Origin of the sequence: Marinobacterium zhoushanense (assembly GCF_014641945.1) — a bacterium.
Taxonomy (GTDB): Bacteria; Pseudomonadota; Gammaproteobacteria; order Pseudomonadales; family Balneatricaceae; genus Marinobacterium_D; species Marinobacterium_D zhoushanense.
The window spans coordinates 657564-678241 of record NZ_BMIJ01000001.1; the positions used below are offsets into that span (position 1 = coordinate 657564).

General features: G+C 58.2%; 19 protein-coding genes. 7 read left to right on the top strand and 12 right to left on the bottom strand.

Annotated elements, in window-relative coordinates; genetic code table 11:
• From IEX40_RS03050 to IEX40_RS03080, 7 genes are all read right to left on the bottom strand, one after another.
• On the bottom strand, nt 1-1167 hold the full coding sequence (locus IEX40_RS03050) for a hydroxymethylglutaryl-CoA synthase (RefSeq protein WP_188745606.1): 1167 nt from the start codon (nt 1165-1167) through the stop codon (nt 1-3).
• A gap of 15 nt (nt 1168-1182) precedes the next feature.
• Nucleotides 1183-2211, bottom strand: coding sequence for a type 2 isopentenyl-diphosphate Delta-isomerase (gene fni / locus IEX40_RS03055; protein ID WP_188745607.1), 1029 nt, complete (start codon nt 2209-2211; stop codon nt 1183-1185).
• Nucleotides 2211-3248, bottom strand: a complete 1038-nt coding sequence (locus IEX40_RS03060) for a hydroxymethylglutaryl-coenzyme A reductase family protein (RefSeq protein WP_188745608.1) — start codon at nt 3246-3248, stop codon at nt 2211-2213. Before IEX40_RS03060 ends, fni begins: the two co-directional genes overlap by 1 nt.
• A 161-nt stretch (nt 3249-3409) precedes the next feature.
• On the bottom strand, nt 3410-4786 hold the full coding sequence (locus tag IEX40_RS03065; RefSeq protein WP_188745609.1) for a TolC family outer membrane protein: 1377 nt from the start codon (nt 4784-4786) through the stop codon (nt 3410-3412).
• 33 nt (nt 4787-4819) lie between these two features.
• Nucleotides 4820-5440 (bottom strand): LuxR C-terminal-related transcriptional regulator, encoded by a 621-nt coding sequence (locus IEX40_RS03070; protein WP_188745610.1) that lies wholly within the window; start codon nt 5438-5440, stop codon nt 4820-4822.
• Between the two features lies 1 nt (nt 5441).
• Nucleotides 5442-6758 (bottom strand): HlyD family type I secretion periplasmic adaptor subunit, encoded by a 1317-nt coding sequence (locus tag IEX40_RS03075; protein ID WP_188745611.1) that lies wholly within the window; start codon nt 6756-6758, stop codon nt 5442-5444.
• 30 nt (nt 6759-6788) lie between these two features.
• A complete protein-coding gene (locus IEX40_RS03080) occupies nt 6789-8909 on the bottom strand; it encodes a type I secretion system permease/ATPase (RefSeq protein WP_188745612.1) in 2121 nt (706 codons plus the stop codon).
• Between the two features lie 90 nt (nt 8910-8999).
• Between IEX40_RS03080 and IEX40_RS03085 the strand changes: the two genes are divergently transcribed.
• Nucleotides 9000-9386: a hypothetical protein gene (locus IEX40_RS03085; protein WP_188745613.1), complete on the top strand. Its 387-nt coding sequence runs from the start codon at nt 9000-9002 to the stop codon at nt 9384-9386.
• 25 nt (nt 9387-9411) lie between these two features.
• Here the strand turns inward: IEX40_RS03085 and IEX40_RS03090 are convergent, their stop codons facing one another.
• The 3 genes from IEX40_RS03090 to IEX40_RS03100 form a co-directional block, all read right to left on the bottom strand.
• Nucleotides 9412-10998 (bottom strand): hypothetical protein, encoded by a 1587-nt coding sequence (locus tag IEX40_RS03090; RefSeq protein WP_188745614.1) that lies wholly within the window; start codon nt 10996-10998, stop codon nt 9412-9414.
• 177 nt (nt 10999-11175) lie between these two features.
• Nucleotides 11176-12402: an argininosuccinate synthase gene (locus IEX40_RS03095; protein ID WP_188745615.1), complete on the bottom strand. Its 1227-nt coding sequence runs from the start codon at nt 12400-12402 to the stop codon at nt 11176-11178.
• Nucleotides 12403-12513: 111 nt separating this feature from the next.
• A complete protein-coding gene (locus tag IEX40_RS03100) occupies nt 12514-13383 on the bottom strand; it encodes a flagellar protein MotY (protein ID WP_188745616.1) in 870 nt (289 codons plus the stop codon).
• Nucleotides 13384-13596: 213 nt separating this feature from the next.
• On the opposite strand from IEX40_RS03100, the gene rnt reads away from it, so the two are divergent.
• Nucleotides 13597-14217, top strand: a complete 621-nt coding sequence (gene rnt / locus IEX40_RS03105; protein WP_188745863.1) for a ribonuclease T — start codon at nt 13597-13599, stop codon at nt 14215-14217.
• Nucleotides 14218-14285: 68 nt separating this feature from the next.
• Here the strand turns inward: rnt and IEX40_RS03110 are convergent, their stop codons facing one another.
• On the bottom strand, nt 14286-14888 hold the full coding sequence (locus tag IEX40_RS03110; protein WP_188745617.1) for a peroxiredoxin: 603 nt from the start codon (nt 14886-14888) through the stop codon (nt 14286-14288).
• Between the two features lie 131 nt (nt 14889-15019).
• Complete coding sequence (grxD, locus tag IEX40_RS03115; protein ID WP_188745618.1) at nt 15020-15358, bottom strand: Grx4 family monothiol glutaredoxin; 339 nt, start codon at nt 15356-15358, stop codon at nt 15020-15022.
• Between the two features lie 303 nt (nt 15359-15661).
• Between grxD and IEX40_RS03120 the strand changes: the two genes are divergently transcribed.
• The 5 genes from IEX40_RS03120 (at nt 15662) to IEX40_RS03140 (ending at nt 20670) form a co-directional block, all read left to right on the top strand.
• Entirely contained in the window at nt 15662-16855 is a 1194-nt protein-coding gene (locus IEX40_RS03120; RefSeq protein ID WP_188745619.1) for an aspartate aminotransferase family protein, read from the top strand.
• A 60-nt stretch (nt 16856-16915) separates the two neighbouring features.
• Nucleotides 16916-17827: an ornithine carbamoyltransferase gene (argF, locus tag IEX40_RS03125; RefSeq protein WP_188745620.1), complete on the top strand. Its 912-nt coding sequence runs from the start codon at nt 16916-16918 to the stop codon at nt 17825-17827.
• 120 nt (nt 17828-17947) lie between these two features.
• Nucleotides 17948-18865 carry a LysR family transcriptional regulator gene (locus tag IEX40_RS03130; protein WP_188745621.1) on the top strand — a complete coding sequence of 306 codons (918 nt, stop codon included), beginning with the start codon at nt 17948-17950 and terminating at the stop codon, nt 18863-18865.
• 126 nt (nt 18866-18991) lie between these two features.
• Complete coding sequence (locus IEX40_RS03135) at nt 18992-20347, top strand: class II 3-deoxy-7-phosphoheptulonate synthase (protein WP_188745622.1); 1356 nt, start codon at nt 18992-18994, stop codon at nt 20345-20347.
• Nucleotides 20344-20670 carry a YqcC family protein gene (locus IEX40_RS03140; RefSeq protein ID WP_188745623.1) on the top strand — a complete coding sequence of 109 codons (327 nt, stop codon included), beginning with the start codon at nt 20344-20346 and terminating at the stop codon, nt 20668-20670. Before IEX40_RS03135 ends, IEX40_RS03140 begins: the two co-directional genes overlap by 4 nt.
• Nucleotides 20671-20678: the final 8 nt, after the last annotated feature.

Genomic DNA, 20678 nt, shown 5'->3' on the forward strand with positions numbered 1-20678 from the left:
TTAACAGGGGATGTATTCGCGTTTATGGTGGCTGATCGCCGCCAGACGGAATCGGCCACGGGTCACGTGTGGCAGTTCATACTCACCGCCATCACGCGGGTCCGGATGACGGTAGAGCTTCAGGTACTCGTCATAGCTCAGCGGCTCACGAGCTTCCAGCATCTGCTGGTGGCGATCGGCGTGCAGGAACTGTTCGTAACCCGCCTTTACCGTACCGCTGAAGAACTCGGCCACACAGCCTGAGCCATAGCTGAAAAAACCGATACGCTGACCGGCCAGGCTGTCCCGGCAGGTTTCCAGCAACGAACAGAGACCGATATACATCGAGGCGGTGTAACTGTTGCCGATGATACGGTTGTAGCTCAGCGTCGGCTCGATCTGCTCGTCGATCTGCTCCGGCGCCATGATCGCCTTGTTCAGCTTGACCAGATGCTGATGCGCCTTCTGCGCCATACGGCTGAACGGCAGGTGGTAGCAGAAGCGACTCAGGTCCTCGAAGGCCAGCGGACTGGCTTCGCGGAAACTCTCCCACGCGCGCTTCAGCGACTTCAGGTAGATCTTGGTGGAGTACTTGCCATCGACCAGCGCCGTGCTGCGGTAGTTAGGACGCCAGAAATCCATCACGTCCTCGGTGTAGTTACCTACCTCAGGATCGATACTGACCAGACGCGGGTTGGCGCTCACCAACATCGCCACGGCACCGCACCCCTGGGTCGCTTCCCCCGGGGTGTTGAGATCGTAGCGCGCGATATCGGACGCCACCACCAGCACCTTGCGCTTCGGATCGCGAGCCACCAGTGCACAGGCCATCTGCAACGCAGCGGTGGCGCTGTAGCACGCCTGCTTCAGCTCAACCACGCGGCAGTTGGCGTTCAACCCCAGCAGACGGTGCACATAGACGCCGGCGGCCTTGGACTGATCGATACCGGTTTCGGTGGCAAACATCAGGGTACTGATGGCATCGGGCCCGACCCGCTCGATCAGCGGCATAGCCGCGTTCGCGGCCATGGTGACCACGTCTTCATCGGGCGCAGCCATGCCCATCTTTTCCTGGCCGATACCCACGTAGTACTTTTCAGGATCGGTATTCTGGACTTCCGCCAACGTCCTCAGATCAAAATAATAGCTGGACGTGTAAAAACTGATTTCGTCTATACCCACGGACATCTTTGGCTTAGATCCTCAACGCTCTTCTACGATCAGCGCCCGGTTGTTGCGCATCGCTGCAACATCCGGCATGCCAAGCAGAAACATCGCCGTTACAAATTCACGTCGGAGCCGTTCTATCACCTCGATGACGGCATCGACAGATTGGCTGGCCGGGCGCAGGAAAGGCGCGGCCATACCGCACAGAGAGGCGCCGAGTATAACAGATTTGGCCATATCAATCCCATCTCTGAGCCCGCCACTGGCGATCAGTGTGGCACGCTCCAGCCAGGGCTCGGCCCGCATCAGCGCCAGCGGCGTCGGCAGCCCCCAATCCTGAAAACGCAGTCCGATATCGCTGCCATCGCCGCGACGGTGATGCTCGATCCGGCTCCATGAGGTGCCGCCACTGCCGGCCACATCGAAGTAGCGTACGCCCTGCGCATAGCCCAGCGCGATATCCTCCGGCGACAGGCCGCAGCCCACCTCTTTGAGCAATACCGGCACCTGCAGGTTACGCTGGATCTCGCCGATCTTGTCCGCGATAGCGCTGAAGTCGGTATCGCCCTCCGGCTGCACCGCTTCCTGCAGCGGATTCAGATGCAGATACAGGCCATCGGCGCCGACGCACGCCACCGCTTCCCGTGCCTGCTCAATGCCAAAGCCGTAGTTAAGCTGCACCGCGCCGATATTGGCCAGCAGTGCCGTAGTCGGTGCCAGGGCGCGCAAAGCGAAACTTTCACGTGCCGCCGGCTGCTCAAACATGACCCGCTGCGAGCCGACCGCCAGCGCCACACCGCAGTGCTCGGCGGCCTGGGCCAGATTGCGATTGATGTTCCGTACCAGTTCATGGTCGCCACCGGTCATCGATGAGATCAGCAGCGGGAAGCTAAGCCGGCGTCCAAGAAAGTCGATACTCGCATCGACATCGGCCAGGTTCAGCTCCGGCAGCGCCCTATGGGTCAGGTGGATACGATCGAAATAGCGCGCGTCCCGGTCGGTGGCCGGATCCTGCTCTATCGCCCGGATATGTTCGATCTTGCGATCGTTGGTTTGATCCGACATCAACGCTCCAGTTGGATATGCGCTTCCATCAACTCACCCGGATTGGTTTGGGCGGCTAACAGAGACAGCTCTCCGCAGAGCACTGTCGCGGCGCAGATCGCGGCCAGACGACGCGCATTGGCGCCCGGTTCACGCGGCTCTCGACAGCCCAGCTGAGTCAGATTGGCGTCGACGAACTCTATCCCTTTGCCGTTTCCGACACTGCCAACGATCAGGTTGGGCAGGGTGCAGGAGAAATAGAGGTCATCACCGCGCACCTCGGCGTGAACCACGCCCTGGGAGCCCTCGATAATGTTGGCGGCGTCCTGCCCGGTGGCCAGGTAAAACGCCAGCAGCATGTTGGCGTAGTGGGCATTGGCGCTGCGCAAACCGCCCGCCATCAGCGTACCGATCAAATTCTTCTTGATATTGAGGTCGACCACCTTTTCCGGAGTGGTCTTTAACCGCCGCTCACACACCTCGCGCGGAATCAGGATCTCGCACACCACATACTTGCCGCGCCCGAGAATCCCGTTGACTGCCGTCGCCTTCTTGTCCGAACAGTAGTTGGCCGAAATCGAGCTGTAGCGCAGATCCGGGTACTCCTCGAGCAACCAGGGGATCAGCTTGTCGGCGGCATTGGTCACCATATTGTGACCGGAGGCATCGCCGGTCGTGAATTCGAACCGCAGGTAGATCAGGTTGCCGACGATCTGGCTGTGCATATCGATCAGTTGGGCGAAGCGGCTGGTCTGGGCCACCACCGCATTGAGCTCCTCGCGACGCGCCTTGATCGACTGCACCGCCTGATGGGCCGCCAGGGCGTCATCGGCCTCGAGCAGAATAGAGCGAGTCATCCGCTCATCGATCAATGTGGTCTTGATGCCGCCTTCGCACAGCATGGAGACGCGCGCGCCACGCCCGACGGAGGGCCAGAGCGGCGTTTCGTAGGTTGCCAGCGGTACGCTAAGCTGCTCGTCCAGCACGTTGCCACTGATCCGGATAGGCCCAACCCAGCGCATCGGGATCGGAGCCTGGAGTATTTTGTGCGCTTTCATCGGCTCTCTTCATCCCGCTGTTACGCATCGACGATGCCAGCGGGATACCATACATCCTGTATGTAAAACGAAAAGAGGGTTGCAAACCCTGCAACCCTCTCAGGTAAAAACCTAGGGTGGAGGCGATTTTAGCCACCCACCCAGGTAGATGCAATCACGCCTCAGCTGGCGCTCTCCGCCGGAGCTTCCTCCTGCATGGCCGGCTCTTCCTGCATATCTGCAGCATCGGCGGTCATACTGGCGGACTCTTCAAGTGGAAGCTGGATGTTCATCGCACTGAGCAGACTACCCATACCATTGAGAATACGCAGCTTGGCGATCTGCTGGTCCAGCTGCGCTTCCGCCAGCTGGTTCTTGGCAGTAAACACCTCGTTCTCGGTATCCAGCAGGTCCAACAGGGAGCGCTGACCGATATCGAACTGCTTCTGGTAGGAGTTGCGGGTCTGCTCACTGGAGTTGACGTGCTGCTGCAGATGCTCAATCTGACGTCCCAGAATCTCGTAGGCGTTCCAGGACAGCTCAAGACTCTGCTTGATCTGGCGCATGGAGTCACGCTGAACCTGCTGCGCCTCACCGATCTGGTATTCGGTCTGGCGGATACGGGCCTTATCGGCGCCACCGTTAAACAGGTTGTAGCGCAGCCGCAGCATCGCAGTCAGATCTTCGTCATCCCCTTCGACACCGTCGAGGTTTTCATCCCAGCGGCGCTCGATCTCCAGGTCCAGGCGTGGGTACATCCGACTCTTGGCGGCATCGCGCTGCGCGTAAGTTGCCTCAACGTCATACTGGGCGATACCAACAACGGGGTGGTTTTCATTCGCGTTAGTCAGCGCTTCCTCGAAGCTGCCCGGCATCGGCAGCGCATCGTCCATCAGCTGCTCCAGCTCAGCCGGCGGCTCCTGACCGACCACACGCTGATAGTTGGCCTGCGCATCGAGCAGATTGTTTTCCGCGGCCAGCGTATTGACCTCGGCCAGGGCAAGACGCCCCTCTGCCTGCTGAATCGAGGCCAGAGTACCCAAACCTGACTCGGAGCGGCGCTTGATCTGATCGTAGATCTTGACGTGGTTATAGAGGGTTTCTTTCGCCAGTTTGACCAACTGATCACGGCGCAGCAGCTCCAGGTAGGCACGTGAGGCCTGGAGCGCATAGTTCTCAGCGGTATCGGTCGCTTCGGCCTCCGCAGACGCCATACGCGCGCGCTGACGCTTGACCTCGCTCGGAGTCGCAAAACCGTCGAACAGCATCTGGTTAATATTCAGGTGCGCCTCACGGCGATTCAACTCCACATCCTGAACGCCCTGATCCTTGTCCGTCCATTCGTAACCGTAGCCCAAGGTGGCATCGACGGTGGGATAGTAACCCGCTTTCGCCTGATCAACCTCCTTGACCACCGCGCGATAAGCTTCGATCGCACGTGCGACATCTGGATTCTCCGCCAGATTATCGGCAACGACCTGCTGCACTGTCGCAGCGCTGGCCGCGCTGGAAACTGCAACCAGCACAGCCGCTGCAAGCATAGACTGTTTAAACGCCATTTTTATTCCCCTATCCTTAAAAGGTGTCCCTGTTCAGACAGCGTTACGCTCAGCTCGCTGAGCTAAAAGAATAAGCTCGACACGGTCTTTAGCGCCAGTTTTGTGGAGTATGGCACTCATGTGAGCTTTTACCGTGCGCTCGGTTATATCGAGCCGGCGTGCAACAACCTTATTGGCGGCACCGGACATCACCTCGACGAGCACTTCATTTTCCCGTTCACTCAATCCATACCGATCAGCCAAAGTCTGTGTCGGTGGATCGACCTGTTCCAGCAATTGTCGCAGTACAGACTGGAGCACTTCAGGGCCTGCCCAAATATCCCCGCGCTGTACCGCTTTAATCATCTCATTGAGCAGTCCGTAGGTGACGAACGTATTACCGTAGGCTTTTGCGCCCCGCCGAATCAGCTCGCGCCCTTCATCGGTATCCGGATGATCGGTCAGGATAATCAACCGCAAACCGCAGCCATGGGCGTGGGCGAGCAACAGCTCTCTATCCGAACCCGCCAGGCTCTGCCAGTGCACCAGGCAGATACCGTCCACAGGCAGTCGGACACTCGACAGCGGCTGGCCCATTCGCACCAGTCGAACATCAGTGGCATCTTTCCAGCGGTGTGCGATATCGTCCCTCATCACGATGCAGAAATAATCCATACTATCGCTCCGTTAGTGCCCGCTGACGCGCTTTGGTAATCGGCTTGAGCAGATACTGCATCACCGTTTTCTCGCCGGTGACGATATCCACGGACACCGTCATACCGGCGATCAAAGGTAGATTCTTATTTTCTCCCAGGAAGGGATTCTCGGTTTCCAGGCGCACGACATAGAAGGTTTCATCTTTCTCATCGATGATAGTACTCGGTGAGATATAGATGAGCTTGGCCGGAAGTCCGCCATAGATGGCAAAATCATAGGCACTGACCTTCACAACGGCCGGCTGCCCGACTCGAAGCTGACCGATATCGGACGGACGGATACGTGCCTCGATCAGCAGTTTGTCCTCCCAGGGTACGATATTGAGCAGTGGGTCGCCCGGACGCACGACACCATCGATGGTGTTGATCAACAGCTGCTTGACGGTGCCCTTGATCGGCGCCCGCACGTCGGTACGCTGAATACGGTCCTGCATGCCGCTGAACGTTTCCTGTAATCGAGCCCGTTCAGCCAGCACCTCGTTCAGCTCGGCACGTGCCGTGTTACGAAACTGCAGCTCCATCTCACTGCGCTTCTGTTCGATCTCTTCGATCGTCGACTGGATTCGCGGCAAACTCAGCTCGATGCTTGAGAGTTCACCACGCAGATCGTTGACCTGGCGCTTAAGGCGCAGGTATTCGACCTCAGAGATGACACCCTCGCTTAACAGAGGCTCGGTAATCCGCATCTCCTGCAGCAGCAGATCGTAACTGCGACGCACCTGGTCCTGACGCGACTGCGCCTCTTTAAGTTCCTGTCGCCGCTGGTCACGCTGCTGGCCAAGCACGGCCTGGTTGGCCCTCAACTCCTGCTGACGGGTAGTGTAGAGATTGACCTCCTGGGAGAGCAGATACTGATACTTGGCGGGGAAATCTTCAGGCGTATCCATCGGTTCGCCGTTAGCCTCAGCGCTAAGGCGGGCGGCTTTTGCCATCAGTTCGTAGAGGCGAACCTCGCTCTCCTTGACCGAACTGACGAAGCGCTTGTCTTCGATGCGCATCAACACCTGGCCTCGGTCGACCAGGTCGCCTTCGTGCACCAGAATCTCGGACACGATACCGCCTTCCAGATTCTGTACCACCTGCAGTTGGCGGGACGGAATGATCTCACCGTCGCCCCGGGTGATCTCATCCAGCGTTGCCCAGTTGGCCCAGGCGCCGGCGGCCAGAATGAACAGTGCCATCACCCACAACAGCGCACTGGCGCCTCGCGGCGTCTGCTCCAGCATCGCCTCGCTGATACTCGAGGTGTAGCCTAAATCCTCGGGTTTAATATTCATATCCTTAGGCTTCATCGACGGACCGACCCCTTAACGGCGCACATGCAGACGTCCCTGTTTGAGCGCTTCCAGAACCGTCTCTTTCGGTCCGTCAGCAACTACCTGCCCCTGGTCGACAACGATCAACCTGTCCACCAGCGTCAATAGTGACATCTTGTGCGTAATCATCAACAGAGTACGCCCCTCGAGCACCTCATTGAGACGACGCTTGAACTGCTCTTCCGACGCGTTGTCCATGGCGTTGCTGGGCTCATCCATGATCAACAGGTTCGGCTGATGCAGCAGCGCTCGGGCAATGGCAATCGATTGTCGCTGCCCGCCGGAGAGCGACTGGCCTCGTTCACCCACCTGCATGTCGAACCCCATCGGATGCAGGTTAACGAACTGATCGACGCCTGCCAGGCTCGCAGCTCGCAGTACATCGGCATCCGACACCTGCGGAGAGCCGACGGTGATATTGTCGCGAACCGTGCCAGCAAACAGCATCACGTCCTGAGGCACATAGCCGGTATTGAGACGCAGATCCACTGGATCGATCTGCTTGATATCGACCCCATCAAGCAGCAGCGAGCCTTCGGTAGGCTGATAAAGGCCGAGCAGCATCTTCTCGATCGTCGTTTTCCCCGAACCGATACGACCGATCATTGCCACTCGTTCGCCGGCTTCGATCTTGAACGACACCTGTTTAAGTGCCGGATACTCGACATTCGGATAGTGAAAACTGACGTTGCGGAACTCGATACCGCCCTCCAGGCGAGGGCGGTGAACGAAATGCTTACCCTCTTCACGCTCCACCGGCAGTGCCATGATCTCATCCAACGTCTTCAGCGCTTTGGCGGACTGCTCATACTGGATGATCAAACTGGCCATCTGGGCGGTAGGCGCGATCGCCCGACCGACCAGGATATTACAGGCGATCAACGCGCCCAGAGACAGCTCCTGCTCCATGATCAGGTATACCCCCCCGATCACCAGAATAACCGAGGCCATCTGCTGCACGGCGCCGGCAAAGGTAATAACGGAAGACGACAGCATTCGGGATCTCAGTCCCCAGCGCGATATATAACCGACGGCTTGCTCCCAACGTTCCTGTAGAGGGCTTGCGGCACGCTGGGTCTTGACGGTTTCCATGGCGGTCAGCGCCTCTACCAGGGTGCCGTTTTTCTGCGCGGTGGATGCGAAGGTACGCTCAACCGCGTCGCGCAGCTTGGGGCGTACGATCAGGGAGTAGATCACGATCAACGGAATCGCCACGGCAGGCACGACCACCAACGGCCCACCGATCAGACTGATGACGAGGATATAGATGACCATGAACGGAATATCGATCAGCACTGTATTGGTCGTGGAACTGAGAAAGTTCCGGATACTGTCGAACTCACGAAGATTGCTTGAGAACGCCCCGACCGATGCCGGCATACGATCGTAGCGAAGCCTCATCACCTTCTCGAACAGTTGTGCCGAGAGCAGCACATCCGACTTCTTCGCCGCCACTTCAATGAAGTAGGCACGCAGCATCTTGAGTCCGAAATCAAACAGATAGACAACCAAGACCCCGACTGCGAGCACCCACAGCGTTTCGACCGCACCATTGGGCACTACGCGGTCATACACGTTCATCACGAATAGAGGGTTGGCCAGCACAAACAGGTTGATCAGGAAACTGGCTATTAAAACGTCCCGATAGATGCGGCTCGAGCGCTTCAGCGTACCCCAAAACCAGTGTCCCGAGCGCCCATCCAGCACACGACTGGATTGGGTACCCGCCTTGTATTCGGCGCGCACGAAAATAAGATAGCCACTGTAGTGTTCGTCCAGCTCCGCCAGCGTAATGCGATAGGTACCACCGCTTTCCGGCTGCTGAACCACCGCTTCACCACTCTCGCTATCGATCTCTTGCAAGATACAAGCGGTATCGTCGTCCATGATCAGGACGACCGGCAACAACAACGAAGAGAGCTGATCGAGGCGCCGCTCAGCCACCTTGGCAGCCAGACCCGCACGCGCTGCCGCGCGCACGAACAGCTGAGGAGTCAAACGATGATTGACCAGCGGCAGGCCATCCGCCAACACTCCGGCCGAGGTGGGTCTGTGGTACTGCTGCGCCAGAATCACCAAGCAGCTCAGTAGAGGGTCGTGCGATGCATCCATACTCGTTGACCTTAGATTAATGGCGGTTAATACTAACAGCTGTTTAAGTAGAATCCATCCCCCCGTCTACCGCCAGAAGGACTCAGGCTGATGCTATACGCCAAGTTTGACGAACAAGGAAAGGTAACTGGCTTGTCCGAATCGCCTGAAAGCGGTGGCCGCGAGGTTAGCCTGAAAGACCCGGCGGTGCTCGAATTCCTGTCGATGAACAACGGCAATCAGGAGTTCGACCCCGACACCTTTCTGGACCAATCGGACAAATCGACGATCCGCATACTGGAAGATTTGATCGACACTCTGGTCAGCCAGCACCTGATACGCTTTACCGACCTGCCGATGCCGGCCCAGAAGAAGCTACTCAGCCGTAAACTGGCGCGCAACCTGGCTAGACAGGAGGCGGGCCTCGCCATGGATACCGAGGGTGATAGCGCCCCGAACGGTGGCAGCTTTCTAGATGAGGAAGATCAGCTTTTCTGATCATCCTCAACCTATCCGATCGGTATCAATCGGCACCACGCCCCAACCGCCCTACAACCTCGGACAAACGCTCCCCAAGCCCCTTATAGCGCTGTTTCTGCTTGGGCGTCAGCGCTGCATAATTCAACGCATAGAGGGTTTCGTCACAAAGCGCCAGCAGGTCACGTTCCAACATCGGCATCGCTGACCGTCGGATGATCTCCAGCGCCGTCTGCACCAGGTTCAACCCAACCCCCGGATTGCCCTGCTGCTGTTCGTAGGCCTCAAGAAACGAGTCCAGTGCCGGATCCAACTCACCGTGACGGAACTGGGTCATCCCCTTCAAGTTGGCACGGCCCCACTTCAGCCCCGCCATCTGCTTGGTCAACTCCTGCCGGAAACCACTTACCTCATCCGCAACACTGGTACCGTCAACGCCCTCAACCAACTGATCAAGCCACATCAGTCGCTCATCAAGCGTCAACTCCTGGTATAGATTGAGCGCGTCCCGCGCCGCCAGTTCGCCACTCTGCAGGTCACCGACCTTGCGGTAGACTTCGCCGGATAGCAAACGACACCTGAAATGGATCACAGAAACATCGAGAAAATCACGCTGCGCCTGCTCCAGCATGCGGATCGCTTCCTCCTCAGCATCGGAGCCTCGTCCGCTGCCGAGCATCCGCTCTAACAACACCCTCACCAGACCAAAATAATAATCGGGATGCTGGAAAGCGGAGTAGCGACTGTAGCGGATCGCGGCACGAAAGGCTTCCACGGCCAGCCGGGCATCACCATTCATCGCCGCGACGTTACCCAAATCACCCTGCAACAGGGCGACCGTCGGCTGCAACACGACTGCCTGGCGCAGCAGATTCTGCGCATCGGACAAGGCGCCACGCAGTCGATGCAGTCGGGCTCGCCAGACGAACGCCTCGATGCATATCTGCTGATCGCCGATCACCTTATCGAGCTGTTCCGCAGACTGATTGAACCAGCCACTGCGCGCAGCTGCGATCGCCAACCCGATACGTATCCAGGGCTGATCCCGGCCGTCCATCAACAGACCGAAGGTCTCATACGCCATCTGCGGCTCGTTGTGGCGCAGCAGGACAGCACCTCTCAAGCGCTGAAGATAGACCCGCATCCCGGGGTAGTTCTCCTCCAGCGCCTCGCACTCGTCCAAGGCCTGTTCCCACTCACCCTTGTCCAGCAACTCCTCAACAGTGCCAAGGTTGCGCTTCAGCCGCATCACCTTCTCAAGCTGCTGGCCGACCCTGACCCTGTCGTAGGGTTTGGATATATAGATATCGGGGGAGTTTTCCGGGGAACCGAGCAACAGGTCCGACTTCTCGGGCTCGATAACGAGCACGTAGCAGCTGCTGTAACGTCGCAACCCCTCAGCCTGGAGTTCCAACATCAGCTGCAACCCGTTCTTCTCGTCACGCCCCAGGTCGTAGCAGAGAAAACAGAAATCGACCGGCAGCTCACGCAACATACTGAGCGCCATATTGACTGATGAGGCCGCCAGCACTTCACCAAACCCCATACCTGACAGGATCGAGCGCAGAGACTGTAGGTCCTCCAGCTTCTTGTCGAGTATCAGTGCCGACTTTCCAGAGAACAGAGTTTCCATAACCTCAGAGACAGCCAAATTTTCGCAAAAGTAGCATGAGAATCAGCCTATTAGCAAAAAAAGCTGCCCTCCCCCTTGGTACTGAAAGGAAAAAGTACCGGAAATATGGGTACCAGAAATAAAAAACCCGCCAGCAGGTTTGCCGACGGGTCTTGAAGTCACTAATTACGTGCGTGATTAGTCATCCAGCAGGCTACGCCCCTTGCTGGCCGCAATGCGCATACGCAGTGCATTCAACTTGATAAACCCTTCTGCATCTTTCTGGTTGTAAGAGCCCGCATCATCCTCGAATGTCGCGATACTCTCGTCAAACAGACTATCCTCGGAACGGCGACCAACCACGGAAACCGCACCCTTGTACAGTTTAACGCGCACATCACCGTTTACGTTACGCTGGCTGTAATCGATCATCTGCTGCAGCATCTTGCGCTCTTCTGACCACCAGAAACCGTTATAGATGACCTTGGCGTAGCGCGGCATCAACTCATCCTTCAGATGCGCCGCTTCGCGATCAAGGGTAATCGATTCGATGGCACGGTGCGCCTTAAGCATGATGGTACCTCCCGGGGTTTCGTAGCAACCGCGAGACTTCATGCCAACGAAGCGGTTCTCGACGATATCCAGACGCCCGACACCGTTCTCACCACCAATCTTATTCAGATAGGCAAGCACCTCGGCCGGAGTCATCTCCTTACCGTCGATTGCGACGATATCTCCCTTGCGGTAGGTCAGCTCCAGGTAGGTCGGCTGATCCGGAGCCTGCTCCGGAGCAACGCTCCAGCGCCACATATCCTCTTCCGCCTCAGCCCAGGGATCCTCGAGAATGCCACCCTCATAGGAGATATGCAGCAGGTTGGCGTCCATGGAGTAGGGAGACTTCTTCTTGTTCTTGGCAAAGTCGACCGGGATATCCCGCTCTTCGCAATACGCCATCAGTGTCTCGCGAGAGGTCAGGTCCCACTCACGCCAGGGCGCGATCACCTTGACGCCAGGCTTCAGAGCATAAGCGCCCATCTCGAAGCGCACCTGATCGTTACCCTTACCGGTAGCGCCATGAGAGATGGCATCGGCACCGGTCTCATTGGCGATCTCGATCAATCGCTTGGCGATCAACGGACGGGCGATCGACGTACCGAGCAGGTACTCACCCTCATAGATGGTATTGGCACGGAACATCGGGTAGACGTAGTCGCGCACGAACTCTTCGCGCAGGTCCTCGATGTAGATCTCTTTCACACCCAGTGCCTGCGCCTTGGCGCGTGCAGGCTCGACCTCTTCACCCTGGCCCAGATCAGCGGTAAAGGTCACTACTTCGCAGTTATAGGTGTCCTGTAGCCAACGGACGATCACGGAGGTATCCAGACCGCCGGAGTAAGCCAGTACGACCTTCTTAATATCGGACATGTTGCGACTCCAGATCACAGAAATCCGGCCCCCGCTGCGAGGACCGGTCATTAAAAGCGGAAAGCGCGAAAGTATATCAGAAAGCGGGGCGTCGTATAACCAGCGTGATTATCAACGCACCGGCGCCTCTTCTCGCTCGAGGCGTATGGTGACGCGACGGTTTCGCGCCCGATTCTCGGCACTGGTATTGGGCACCACCGGATAGCGTTCACCGTGGTAACGGGTCACGATCCGCTCCTCCGGCACCCCCTGCTGTATCAGATAGCGCGCCACATCTTCCGCACGCTTCTTGGACAGATCCCGATTCAGCAATCGCCGCCCCAGATTATCCGAGTGGCCGTCAACATAGATCGTTTGCACGCTGTTATCGGCTTTGACATAGGTCGCAATCAACGCCAAGCGCTCCCGCGTAGCATCCGACAACGCCGTCTGCCCCGAGGGAAACAGCACGGCGGTCCGTGCAACCTGGCGATAGTTGACCGGCAGCAGTCCCGAGATACAGTTCAGATAATCGATATAGGCCGACTGGAAATTGGCAGCCGATATACCCACCTTAAGCAGTTCCGGCGTGCCATACCACTGATCGGTATTGAACGTGGGCGTCATCCCGCGGTAAAGCGCAGCCAGCATATTCTTGGCCAGCTCCGCCGGCACCTCGATAACCCCGGTACCCGGCACCGCCCTGACCACGCCGAGCAGCTGCGGATCGATCCCGGGCTGCCAGGGCGAAGCCTCCGCCACCAGCTTCGCCTGCCCCTCAACCTGCTGCCGCTGGGTCGGCGTCAGGGTAAAGTGCACCGCCTCCCCAGCCTGGTGTTCAAAGGCGGCCACTCCGTATGAGGGGATCTCCTGCTGCAGCCTGCAGATGAACTGAGAGCTCTCCATCTCCCACTGAGAATCGTCTATGGACGCACGAAAGGTCACCGCCCCCGCATACCGAAACGAGAAACACAGCACGAAAAACAGCAACCAGAAACGCATCCAAAGGATTCCCATCACACAGAGCAGAGGGCTGATCAAGACCACCCCATAGTATCAGGAAGTTATCGGCCGCCCAGCCTAAGGCTTTAACCCTCCTTGACGGGCACAACAATTGCCCTCCAACCAATGACTGTTAGAATGGTCTCATACACGATCGACAGCAACCAACAGCGCCTGATTTAAGGAAACCTATTGTCCTCCTCTAAACACCCCATGTCCGACCGTTTTCGCGGATTCCTACCTGTTGTCATCGACGTGGAGACCGCAGGCTTCAACCCCCGTACCGACGCTCTGCTCGAGGTAGCCGCAGTAACGCTTACCATGGATGAGCAGGGCTACCTGATCCCGGACAAAAGCTTCGACGCCAAGGTCGCACCGTTCGAAGGTGCCAACCTCGAACCCGAAGCACTGGCGTTCACCGGCATCGACCCCTTCGACCCGGAGCGGGAAGCGCTGACCGAACTCGACGCACTGGAGATGATCTTCAAACCGGTACGCAAATCGATAAAGTCGCACGACTGCAAGCGCGCCATTCTGGTGGGCCACAACGCCGCCTTCGATCACAGCTTTATCTGCAATGCGGCTGATCGGGCCGACATCAAGCGCAACCCCTTTCACCCATTCTCGACGTTCGACACCGCAACCCTGGCGGGCCTTGCCTTCGGTCAGACCGTCCTCGCCCGCGCCTGTGACGTAGCGGGAATCGAATTCGACGGCAAGCAAGCCCACTCAGCGCTTTATGATACGCAAAAGACCGCCGAGCTGTTCTGCACCATCGTCAACCGCTGGAAGGATTTAGGCGGCTGGGAGATGGTACTGGCGACACGAGACTAAGCGAGCGCGCAGGCCACTGGACACAAAAAAACCCGCCTGAGCGGGTTTTTTTAGTTTCAAGACAGCTGTTACAGCTTGTCTGACTCTTCAGACAGGTACGCAGCAACGCCTTCCGGAGAAGCGTTCATGCCCTTGTCGCCCTTGTTCCAGCCAGCCGGACAGACTTCACCGTGCTCTTCGTGGAACTGCAGTGCATCAACCAGACGGATCAGTTCGTCCATGTTACGGCCCAGCGGCAGGTCATTGACGATCTGAGAGCGAACCACACCCTCTTTATCGATCAAGAACGCGCCACGGAACGCCACACCACCCTCAGCTTCGACGTCATACGCCTGGCAGATCTCATGCTTGGTGTCAGCCGCCAGTGTATATTTGACCGGACCGATACCACCGGCATTGACCGGAGTGTTACGCCATGCGTTGTGAGTGAACTGGGAGTCGATGGAAACACCAATCACTTCAACCCCACGCTCAGCAAACGCATCCATACGGTGATCCAGAGCGATCAACTCTGAAGGACACACGAAGGTGAAGTCGAGCGGGTAGAAGAAAACCAGACCGTATTTGCCTTTGATCGCGTCGCTCAGAGTGAAGCTGTCAACGATGCTGCCATCACCCAGTACAGCGGCAACTGTGAAGTCCGGTGCTTTTTTACCTACGAGTACGCCCATTGTTCTCTACTCTCCATGCTAAGTTGAGATTTTCTTGGAATAATCAAAAACTTGACGTTACCTGATTAACCATGCGGGTTCTAATAGAGCCCAGCTATATGCTTGATTGAGACTCGCTATCGCCAGCTCGATCAGGCCTCTTCTGAATCACTCTGCTGCTTGGCAGCGGCGCTGACCAGCTCCTGCAGCGCACCGCTTTCCGCCATCTCGCAGATGATGTCACATCCACCGACCAGCTCGCCGTTTACCCACAACTGCGGAAAGGTCGGCCAGTTGGCATACTTTGGCAGCTCGGCGCGAATCTCCGGCGCCTCAAGGATGTTCACAAAGGCGAAACGCTCACCACAAGCGACCAGCGCTTCCGAGGCCCGAGAAGAGAAACCACACTGCGGGAAGCGGGGGGTGCCCTTCATATATAGCAGAATCGAATTGCTTTCGATCTGCTCTTTGATGGTATCGACTACGCTCATGGTTACACCTTGCTGTTAAATAGATTCTGTACCTAAAGCCACCCAGTCGACACCAGGCAGCTCGATTCATCACAGGCTATATCCTACCGCCTTACTGGGATTAATAAAATATCCAGCCACGGCAGACGCGTGCCCACTACCTTCTGTATATGGAGCCAGCACGAGCTGTTTCAAGTAGATAGCACAGGAAGCACAAACAGAAAGCCTGACACAATATTATTGCCAAAACACTAACCCCCACATAGAATGTCGGTTTTTTCGGCAGCTCCGGCTGCCTTTTTGCGTTGTAGGGAGAAACGCCCGATGTCGTTACAGCCACTGATGAACACCTATAACAGGCTCTCGGTCGCCTTTGACTATGGCAAGGGCGTCTGGATTTACGACACTGACGGCCACCGCTATCTTGATGCCCTGTGCGGCATCGCCGTTACCGGACTGGGTCACGCCCATCCTGCCGTCACCAGTGCGATCAGTGACCAGGCCGCGCGCCTGATCCACTGCTCCAACCTCTACACCATTCCGCTGCAGGAGCAGCTGGCGGAAAAATTGACCTCGACCTCCGGCATGGAGAATGCGTTTTTCTGCAACTCCGGCGCCGAAGCCAACGAGGCGGCGATCAAGCTCGCCCGCCGCTACGGTCATCAGAAGGGGATCGACCTTCCTACCATCATTGTAATGGAGAACGCTTTCCACGGCCGAACCCTCGCTACGCTGAGCGCTACAGGCAACCGCTCCGCCCAGGCCGGCTTCGAGCCGCTGGTTTCCGGCTTTGTGCGTGTGCCGTACGACGATATCGACGCAGTACGCCAGATTGCGGCCAAGAACCCCAACATCGTTGCCATCCTGGTTGAGCCGGTACAGGGCGAAGGCGGCGTGCACATACCGGCGCCGGACTACCTGAACCAGTTGCGTGATATCTGCGACCAGCAACAGTGGCTGCTGATGCTGGATGAAGTCCAGACTGGCAACGGCCGTACCGGGCGCTATTTCGCCTATCAGCACAACGGCATTCTGCCGGATGTGGTGACCACGGCTAAAGGCCTCGCCAACGGTGTGCCGATCGGCGCCTGCCTGGCGCGTGGCGATGCCGCGAAACTTTTCACTCCGGGCACCCACGGCACAACCTATGGCGGCAACCCGCTTGCATGCGCCGCAGCCCTGGCCGTAATTGATACCATCAGTGCCGAAAACCTTTGCCAACGCGTCGAAGAGCTGGGACGCTACATCGTCGACCAGTTCCGCGCCAAACTGGGCGACGCCCCCTACATCCGCGAGATCCGCGGCAAGGGCTTGATGATCGGCATCGAACTCACCGAAGCCGGAACCGAACTGGCCGTGCTGGCCAAGGTAAAAGGCGTGCTGCTGAATGTAACCGGCGGCGGCCGGGTGGTGCGTATGCTACCGCCCCTGATCATGAGCCAGAATGAGGCCGACCTCATGATCAACACTGTATCGCAGCTTATCCGCGTCTATTCGGGCGATGAGCGCACCGATTGACACGCTGCCAATTTATCCACTTGACCTCTGGAACCGGCGGCTTGGCCGCCAGTTGACACTATGAGTATTAGACACTTTCTGACTTTGCTGGATATGACGCCGGCAGAGCTGCAAGGCATTATCGAACGGGCTAGCAAGCTCAAGCAGATGCGCAATAACGGCGAGATCTACGAGCCGCTGAAAAACCGCGTGCTGGCGATGATCTTCGAAAAGGCGTCAACCCGAACCCGGGTATCCTTCGAGTCCGGCATGGCGCAGTTCGGCGGTCACGCCATGTTTCTGTCCCCCCGGGACACTCAGCTGGGCCGTGGTGAACCGGTGGAGGATAGCGCCCGCGTCATCTCCAGCATGGTCGATGCCGTCATGATCCGCACCTTCAGCCACGAAGTGGTCGAGACCTTCGCGGCATACTCGAAAGTACCGGTTATCAACGCACTGACCGACGACTTTCACCCCTGCCAGCTGCTCGCCGACATGCAGACCTTCAACGAACTGCGTGGCTCGATCAAGGGCAAGACCGTGACCTGGGTCGGTGACGGCAACAATATGTGCAACTCCTACATCAACGCCGCGCGTCAGTTTGACTTCAAGTTGAGTGTTGCCTGCCCCCCGGATTTTGCCCCCAACGAAGAGTTGGTACAGCAGAACGCCGATCGCGTCAGCGTGTTCAACAATCCGGAAGAAGCGGTCTCAGGCGCACATCTGGTATGCACCGATGTCTGGGCATCGATGGGCCAGGAAGATGAGCAACGCCAGCGCGAACGTCAGTTCCGCGGCTACCAGGTGACACCGGCACTGATGGACCTGGCCGCGGATGACGCACTGTTCATGCACTGCCTGCCCGCCCACCGCGGCGAAGAGATCAGCGAAGATATGATGGATGACCCGCGTTGCGTAGCCTTCCATCAAGCGGAAAACCGGCTCCACGCACAGAAAGCGTTGCTGGAATTCCTCCTTATCGGACCGCGCTGATTACTCACTGATAAGCTGAAACAGCTGCTCAACGGCCCGCCAGGTTCTCGCCAGAGCCTGGCGGGCCGTCTATACTGGCCTTCAGCGCCTTCTTTCGAGGACAGAGAGAGTCAGTCAGGTATGATAGAACTACGTCATTTGAAAACCCTGTCCGCACTGCGCGACGCGGGTAGCCTTGTCGAAGCCGCCGAAAGGGTCCATTTGACGCAATCCGCGCTCTCCCACCAGATCAAGGATCTGGAAGACCGCCTCAACTGCTCGCTCTTTATCCGCAAGACAAAGCCGATCTGCTTCACCAGTGCCGGGCAACGCCTGCTGGCGTTGGCCGATGACATGCTGCCGATGATTCGCAACGCCGAGCGCGACATTGCACGCCTGGCCGGCGGCGCGGCGGGCCGCTTGAACATCTGCATCGAATGCCATAGCTGTTTCGACTGGCTCATGCCCACGATCGACCACTTCCGCCAAAACTGGCCCGAGGTTGAGCTGGACCTATCGACAGGGTTCAGTTTCCAGCCCCTGCCCGCGCTCGCCCGCGGCGATCTGGACCTGGTCATCACCTCAGATCCGGAGCCACGAAATGGCCTGCACTATGTCCCGCTGTTTAGCTACGAATCGGTACTTGCCCTCAGCCGCCAGCACCGCCTGATCGCGCGGAAGTTCATCCATCCACGTGACCTCAGCCAGGAGACACTGATCACCTATCCGGTCGACACCAGCCGTCTCGATGTCTATACCCGCTTCCTGGACCCCGAGAATATCGAGCCGGCCGAGCAGCGCACCGCGGAGCTGACCGTGATGATGGTGCAACTGGTCGCCAGCGGACGCGGCGTTGCCGCCCTGCCCAACTGGGCGCTACACCAGTACCTGGAGCGGGATTATGTTGCCGCCCGGCCGCTGGGCGAAAAGGGCCTCTGGTGCACGCTCTATGCCGCCATGCGTGAGGACCAGAAAAATGCCGACTTCATGATCGACTTCCTCAATACCGCGCGCGAAGTTACCTTCCGCAACCTGAACGGCATTCGCGCTGCGTCCTGATCGGGCGCATTCCCCGTCGACTTACGCCTTTTACACAGCTCTACGCCTTTGTTTGCACGCCGCGATCCAATACACTAAACGAATCAATCAATTCCGCTTATACAAGACGTTTACGGACACCCCACTATGCCTAACTGGAGCCCCCGCAGCTGGCGGGCAAAACCGATCGCTCAACAGCCGGTCTACCCCGACCTGAACGCCCTGACTGCGACCGAAGAGGTGCTCGGCAGATACCCACCACTGGTGTTTGCCGGCGAGATCCGCTCTCTGCAGGATGAGCTGGCCGCAGTCAGTCGTGGTGAGGGGTTCCTGTTGCAGGGCGGCGACTGTGCCGAAAGCTTTGCCGAGTTCAACGCCAACAAGATCAAGAACACCTTCCAGCTGCTGCTGCAGATGGCGATTGTGCTGACCTTTGCCGGCAGCTGCCCGGTGGTCAAGATCGGCCGCATGGCCGGACAGTTCGCCAAACCGCGCTCGGCCGGTACCGAAACCATCGATGGCGTCGAACTGCCCAGCTACCGCGGCGATATCATCAACGACATCGCGTTCACCGCGGACGCGCGCACACCGGACCCGCAGCGCCTGCTGTCGGCCTACCACCAGTCCTCATCCACGTTGAATCTGCTGCGCGCCTTTGCCGGCGGCGGCCTGGCCGACCTGCACCAGGTGCACAAATGGAATCTCGGCTTTGTCTCTCAGACCCCGCAGCATGAGAAATATGAGCACTTGGCGGCGCAGATCGACCAGACCCTGGCGTTCATGGAGGCCTGCGGGCTGAATGCGGACAACACACCGCAGCTCAAGGAGACTGCGTTCTACACCTCCCACGAAGCGCTGCTGCTGAACTTCGAGGAGGCGCTGACGCGGCGCGACAGCCTGACCGGTGACTGGTACGACTGCTCCGCGCATATGCTCTGGATCGGCGACCGTACCCGACAGCCGGATCACGCCCATGTCGAATTCCTGCGCGGAGTGAAGAACCCGATCGGCATCAAAGTGGGGCCCAGTACCAATGTCGACGACCTGCGCCGCCTGCTCGAGATCCTCAACCCGCACAATGCAGCCGGCCGTATCACGCTGATTGCGCGCATGGGTGCCGACAAGATCCTTGAAAAACTGCCGCCGCTGATCCGCTCCGTGCAGCAGATGGGTTCCAGCGTGGTCTGGAGTTCCGATCCGATGCACGGCAACACCATCAAGGCATCCAACGGCTACAAGACACGTAACGTTAACGCCATCCTGCACGAGATGCAGGGCTTCTTCGAGGCCCATGAGGCCGAAGGCACCTATGCCGGCGGCGTCCACTTCGAGATGACCGGCAATGATGTTACCGAGTGCATCGGCGGCGCCTACCAGATCACCGAGGAGGGGCTCGCCGACCGCTACGACACCTTTTGCGATCCTCGCCTGAATGCCGACCAGTCACTGGAGCTGGCGTTCATGATCGCTGATACGCTGAAGATCGCGCGGAGGCAAAGGTGACCCCGGCACAACAGGTCCTGCCCCTGCTGATGGAGATCGAACGCGAGATGCGCGCGCTTGATCTCTGGTCTCAGACCATGCCCGACGCCCAGGCGTTGATGAGCCAGCAGCCGTTCTGTATCGACACTCTGGAGTTCCACGAGTGGGTACAGTGGCTGCTGCTGCCGCGCCTGCAGCACCTGGTACTGGAGCAACTGCCACTGCCGGAGAGCTGCGCGGTCGCGCCCATGGCCGAGGAGGCATTCAAGTTGATGGAGGAGAACACGGAACACCTGCTCGAACTGCTCGAGCAACTTGATCAGGCGGTAACAGACGCTACCTGAAACCGATC

Excerpts from the sequence above, each read along its gene's own strand:
- IEX40_RS03080 (WP_188745612.1), bottom strand. The coding sequence starts at position 8,909 with ATGGATGCATCGCACGACCCTCTACTGAGCTGCTTGGTGATTCTGGCG.
- IEX40_RS03120 (WP_188745619.1), top strand. The coding sequence starts at position 15,662 with ATGTCGTTACAGCCACTGATGAACACCTATAACAGGCTCTCGGTCGCC.
- IEX40_RS03050 (WP_188745606.1), bottom strand. The coding sequence starts at position 1,167 with ATGTCCGTGGGTATAGACGAAATCAGTTTTTACACGTCCAGCTATTAT.
- IEX40_RS03095 (WP_188745615.1), bottom strand. The coding sequence starts at position 12,402 with ATGTCCGATATTAAGAAGGTCGTACTGGCTTACTCCGGCGGTCTGGAT.
- IEX40_RS03070 (WP_188745610.1), bottom strand. The coding sequence starts at position 5,440 with ATGGATTATTTCTGCATCGTGATGAGGGACGATATCGCACACCGCTGG.
- argF (WP_188745620.1), top strand. The coding sequence starts at position 16,916 with ATGAGTATTAGACACTTTCTGACTTTGCTGGATATGACGCCGGCAGAG.
- IEX40_RS03130 (WP_188745621.1), top strand. The coding sequence starts at position 17,948 with ATGATAGAACTACGTCATTTGAAAACCCTGTCCGCACTGCGCGACGCG.
- IEX40_RS03060 (WP_188745608.1), bottom strand. The coding sequence starts at position 3,248 with ATGAAAGCGCACAAAATACTCCAGGCTCCGATCCCGATGCGCTGGGTT.
- IEX40_RS03135 (WP_188745622.1), top strand. The coding sequence starts at position 18,992 with ATGCCTAACTGGAGCCCCCGCAGCTGGCGGGCAAAACCGATCGCTCAA.
- IEX40_RS03110 (WP_188745617.1), bottom strand. The coding sequence starts at position 14,888 with ATGGGCGTACTCGTAGGTAAAAAAGCACCGGACTTCACAGTTGCCGCT.
- grxD (WP_188745618.1), bottom strand. The coding sequence starts at position 15,358 with ATGAGCGTAGTCGATACCATCAAAGAGCAGATCGAAAGCAATTCGATT.
- IEX40_RS03100 (WP_188745616.1), bottom strand. The coding sequence starts at position 13,383 with ATGCGTTTCTGGTTGCTGTTTTTCGTGCTGTGTTTCTCGTTTCGGTAT.
- IEX40_RS03075 (WP_188745611.1), bottom strand. The coding sequence starts at position 6,758 with ATGAATATTAAACCCGAGGATTTAGGCTACACCTCGAGTATCAGCGAG.
- rnt (WP_188745863.1), top strand. The coding sequence starts at position 13,597 with ATGTCCGACCGTTTTCGCGGATTCCTACCTGTTGTCATCGACGTGGAG.
- IEX40_RS03090 (WP_188745614.1), bottom strand. The coding sequence starts at position 10,998 with ATGGAAACTCTGTTCTCTGGAAAGTCGGCACTGATACTCGACAAGAAG.
- IEX40_RS03065 (WP_188745609.1), bottom strand. The coding sequence starts at position 4,786 with ATGGCGTTTAAACAGTCTATGCTTGCAGCGGCTGTGCTGGTTGCAGTT.
- fni (WP_188745607.1), bottom strand. The coding sequence starts at position 2,211 with ATGTCGGATCAAACCAACGATCGCAAGATCGAACATATCCGGGCGATA.
- IEX40_RS03085 (WP_188745613.1), top strand. The coding sequence starts at position 9,000 with ATGCTATACGCCAAGTTTGACGAACAAGGAAAGGTAACTGGCTTGTCC.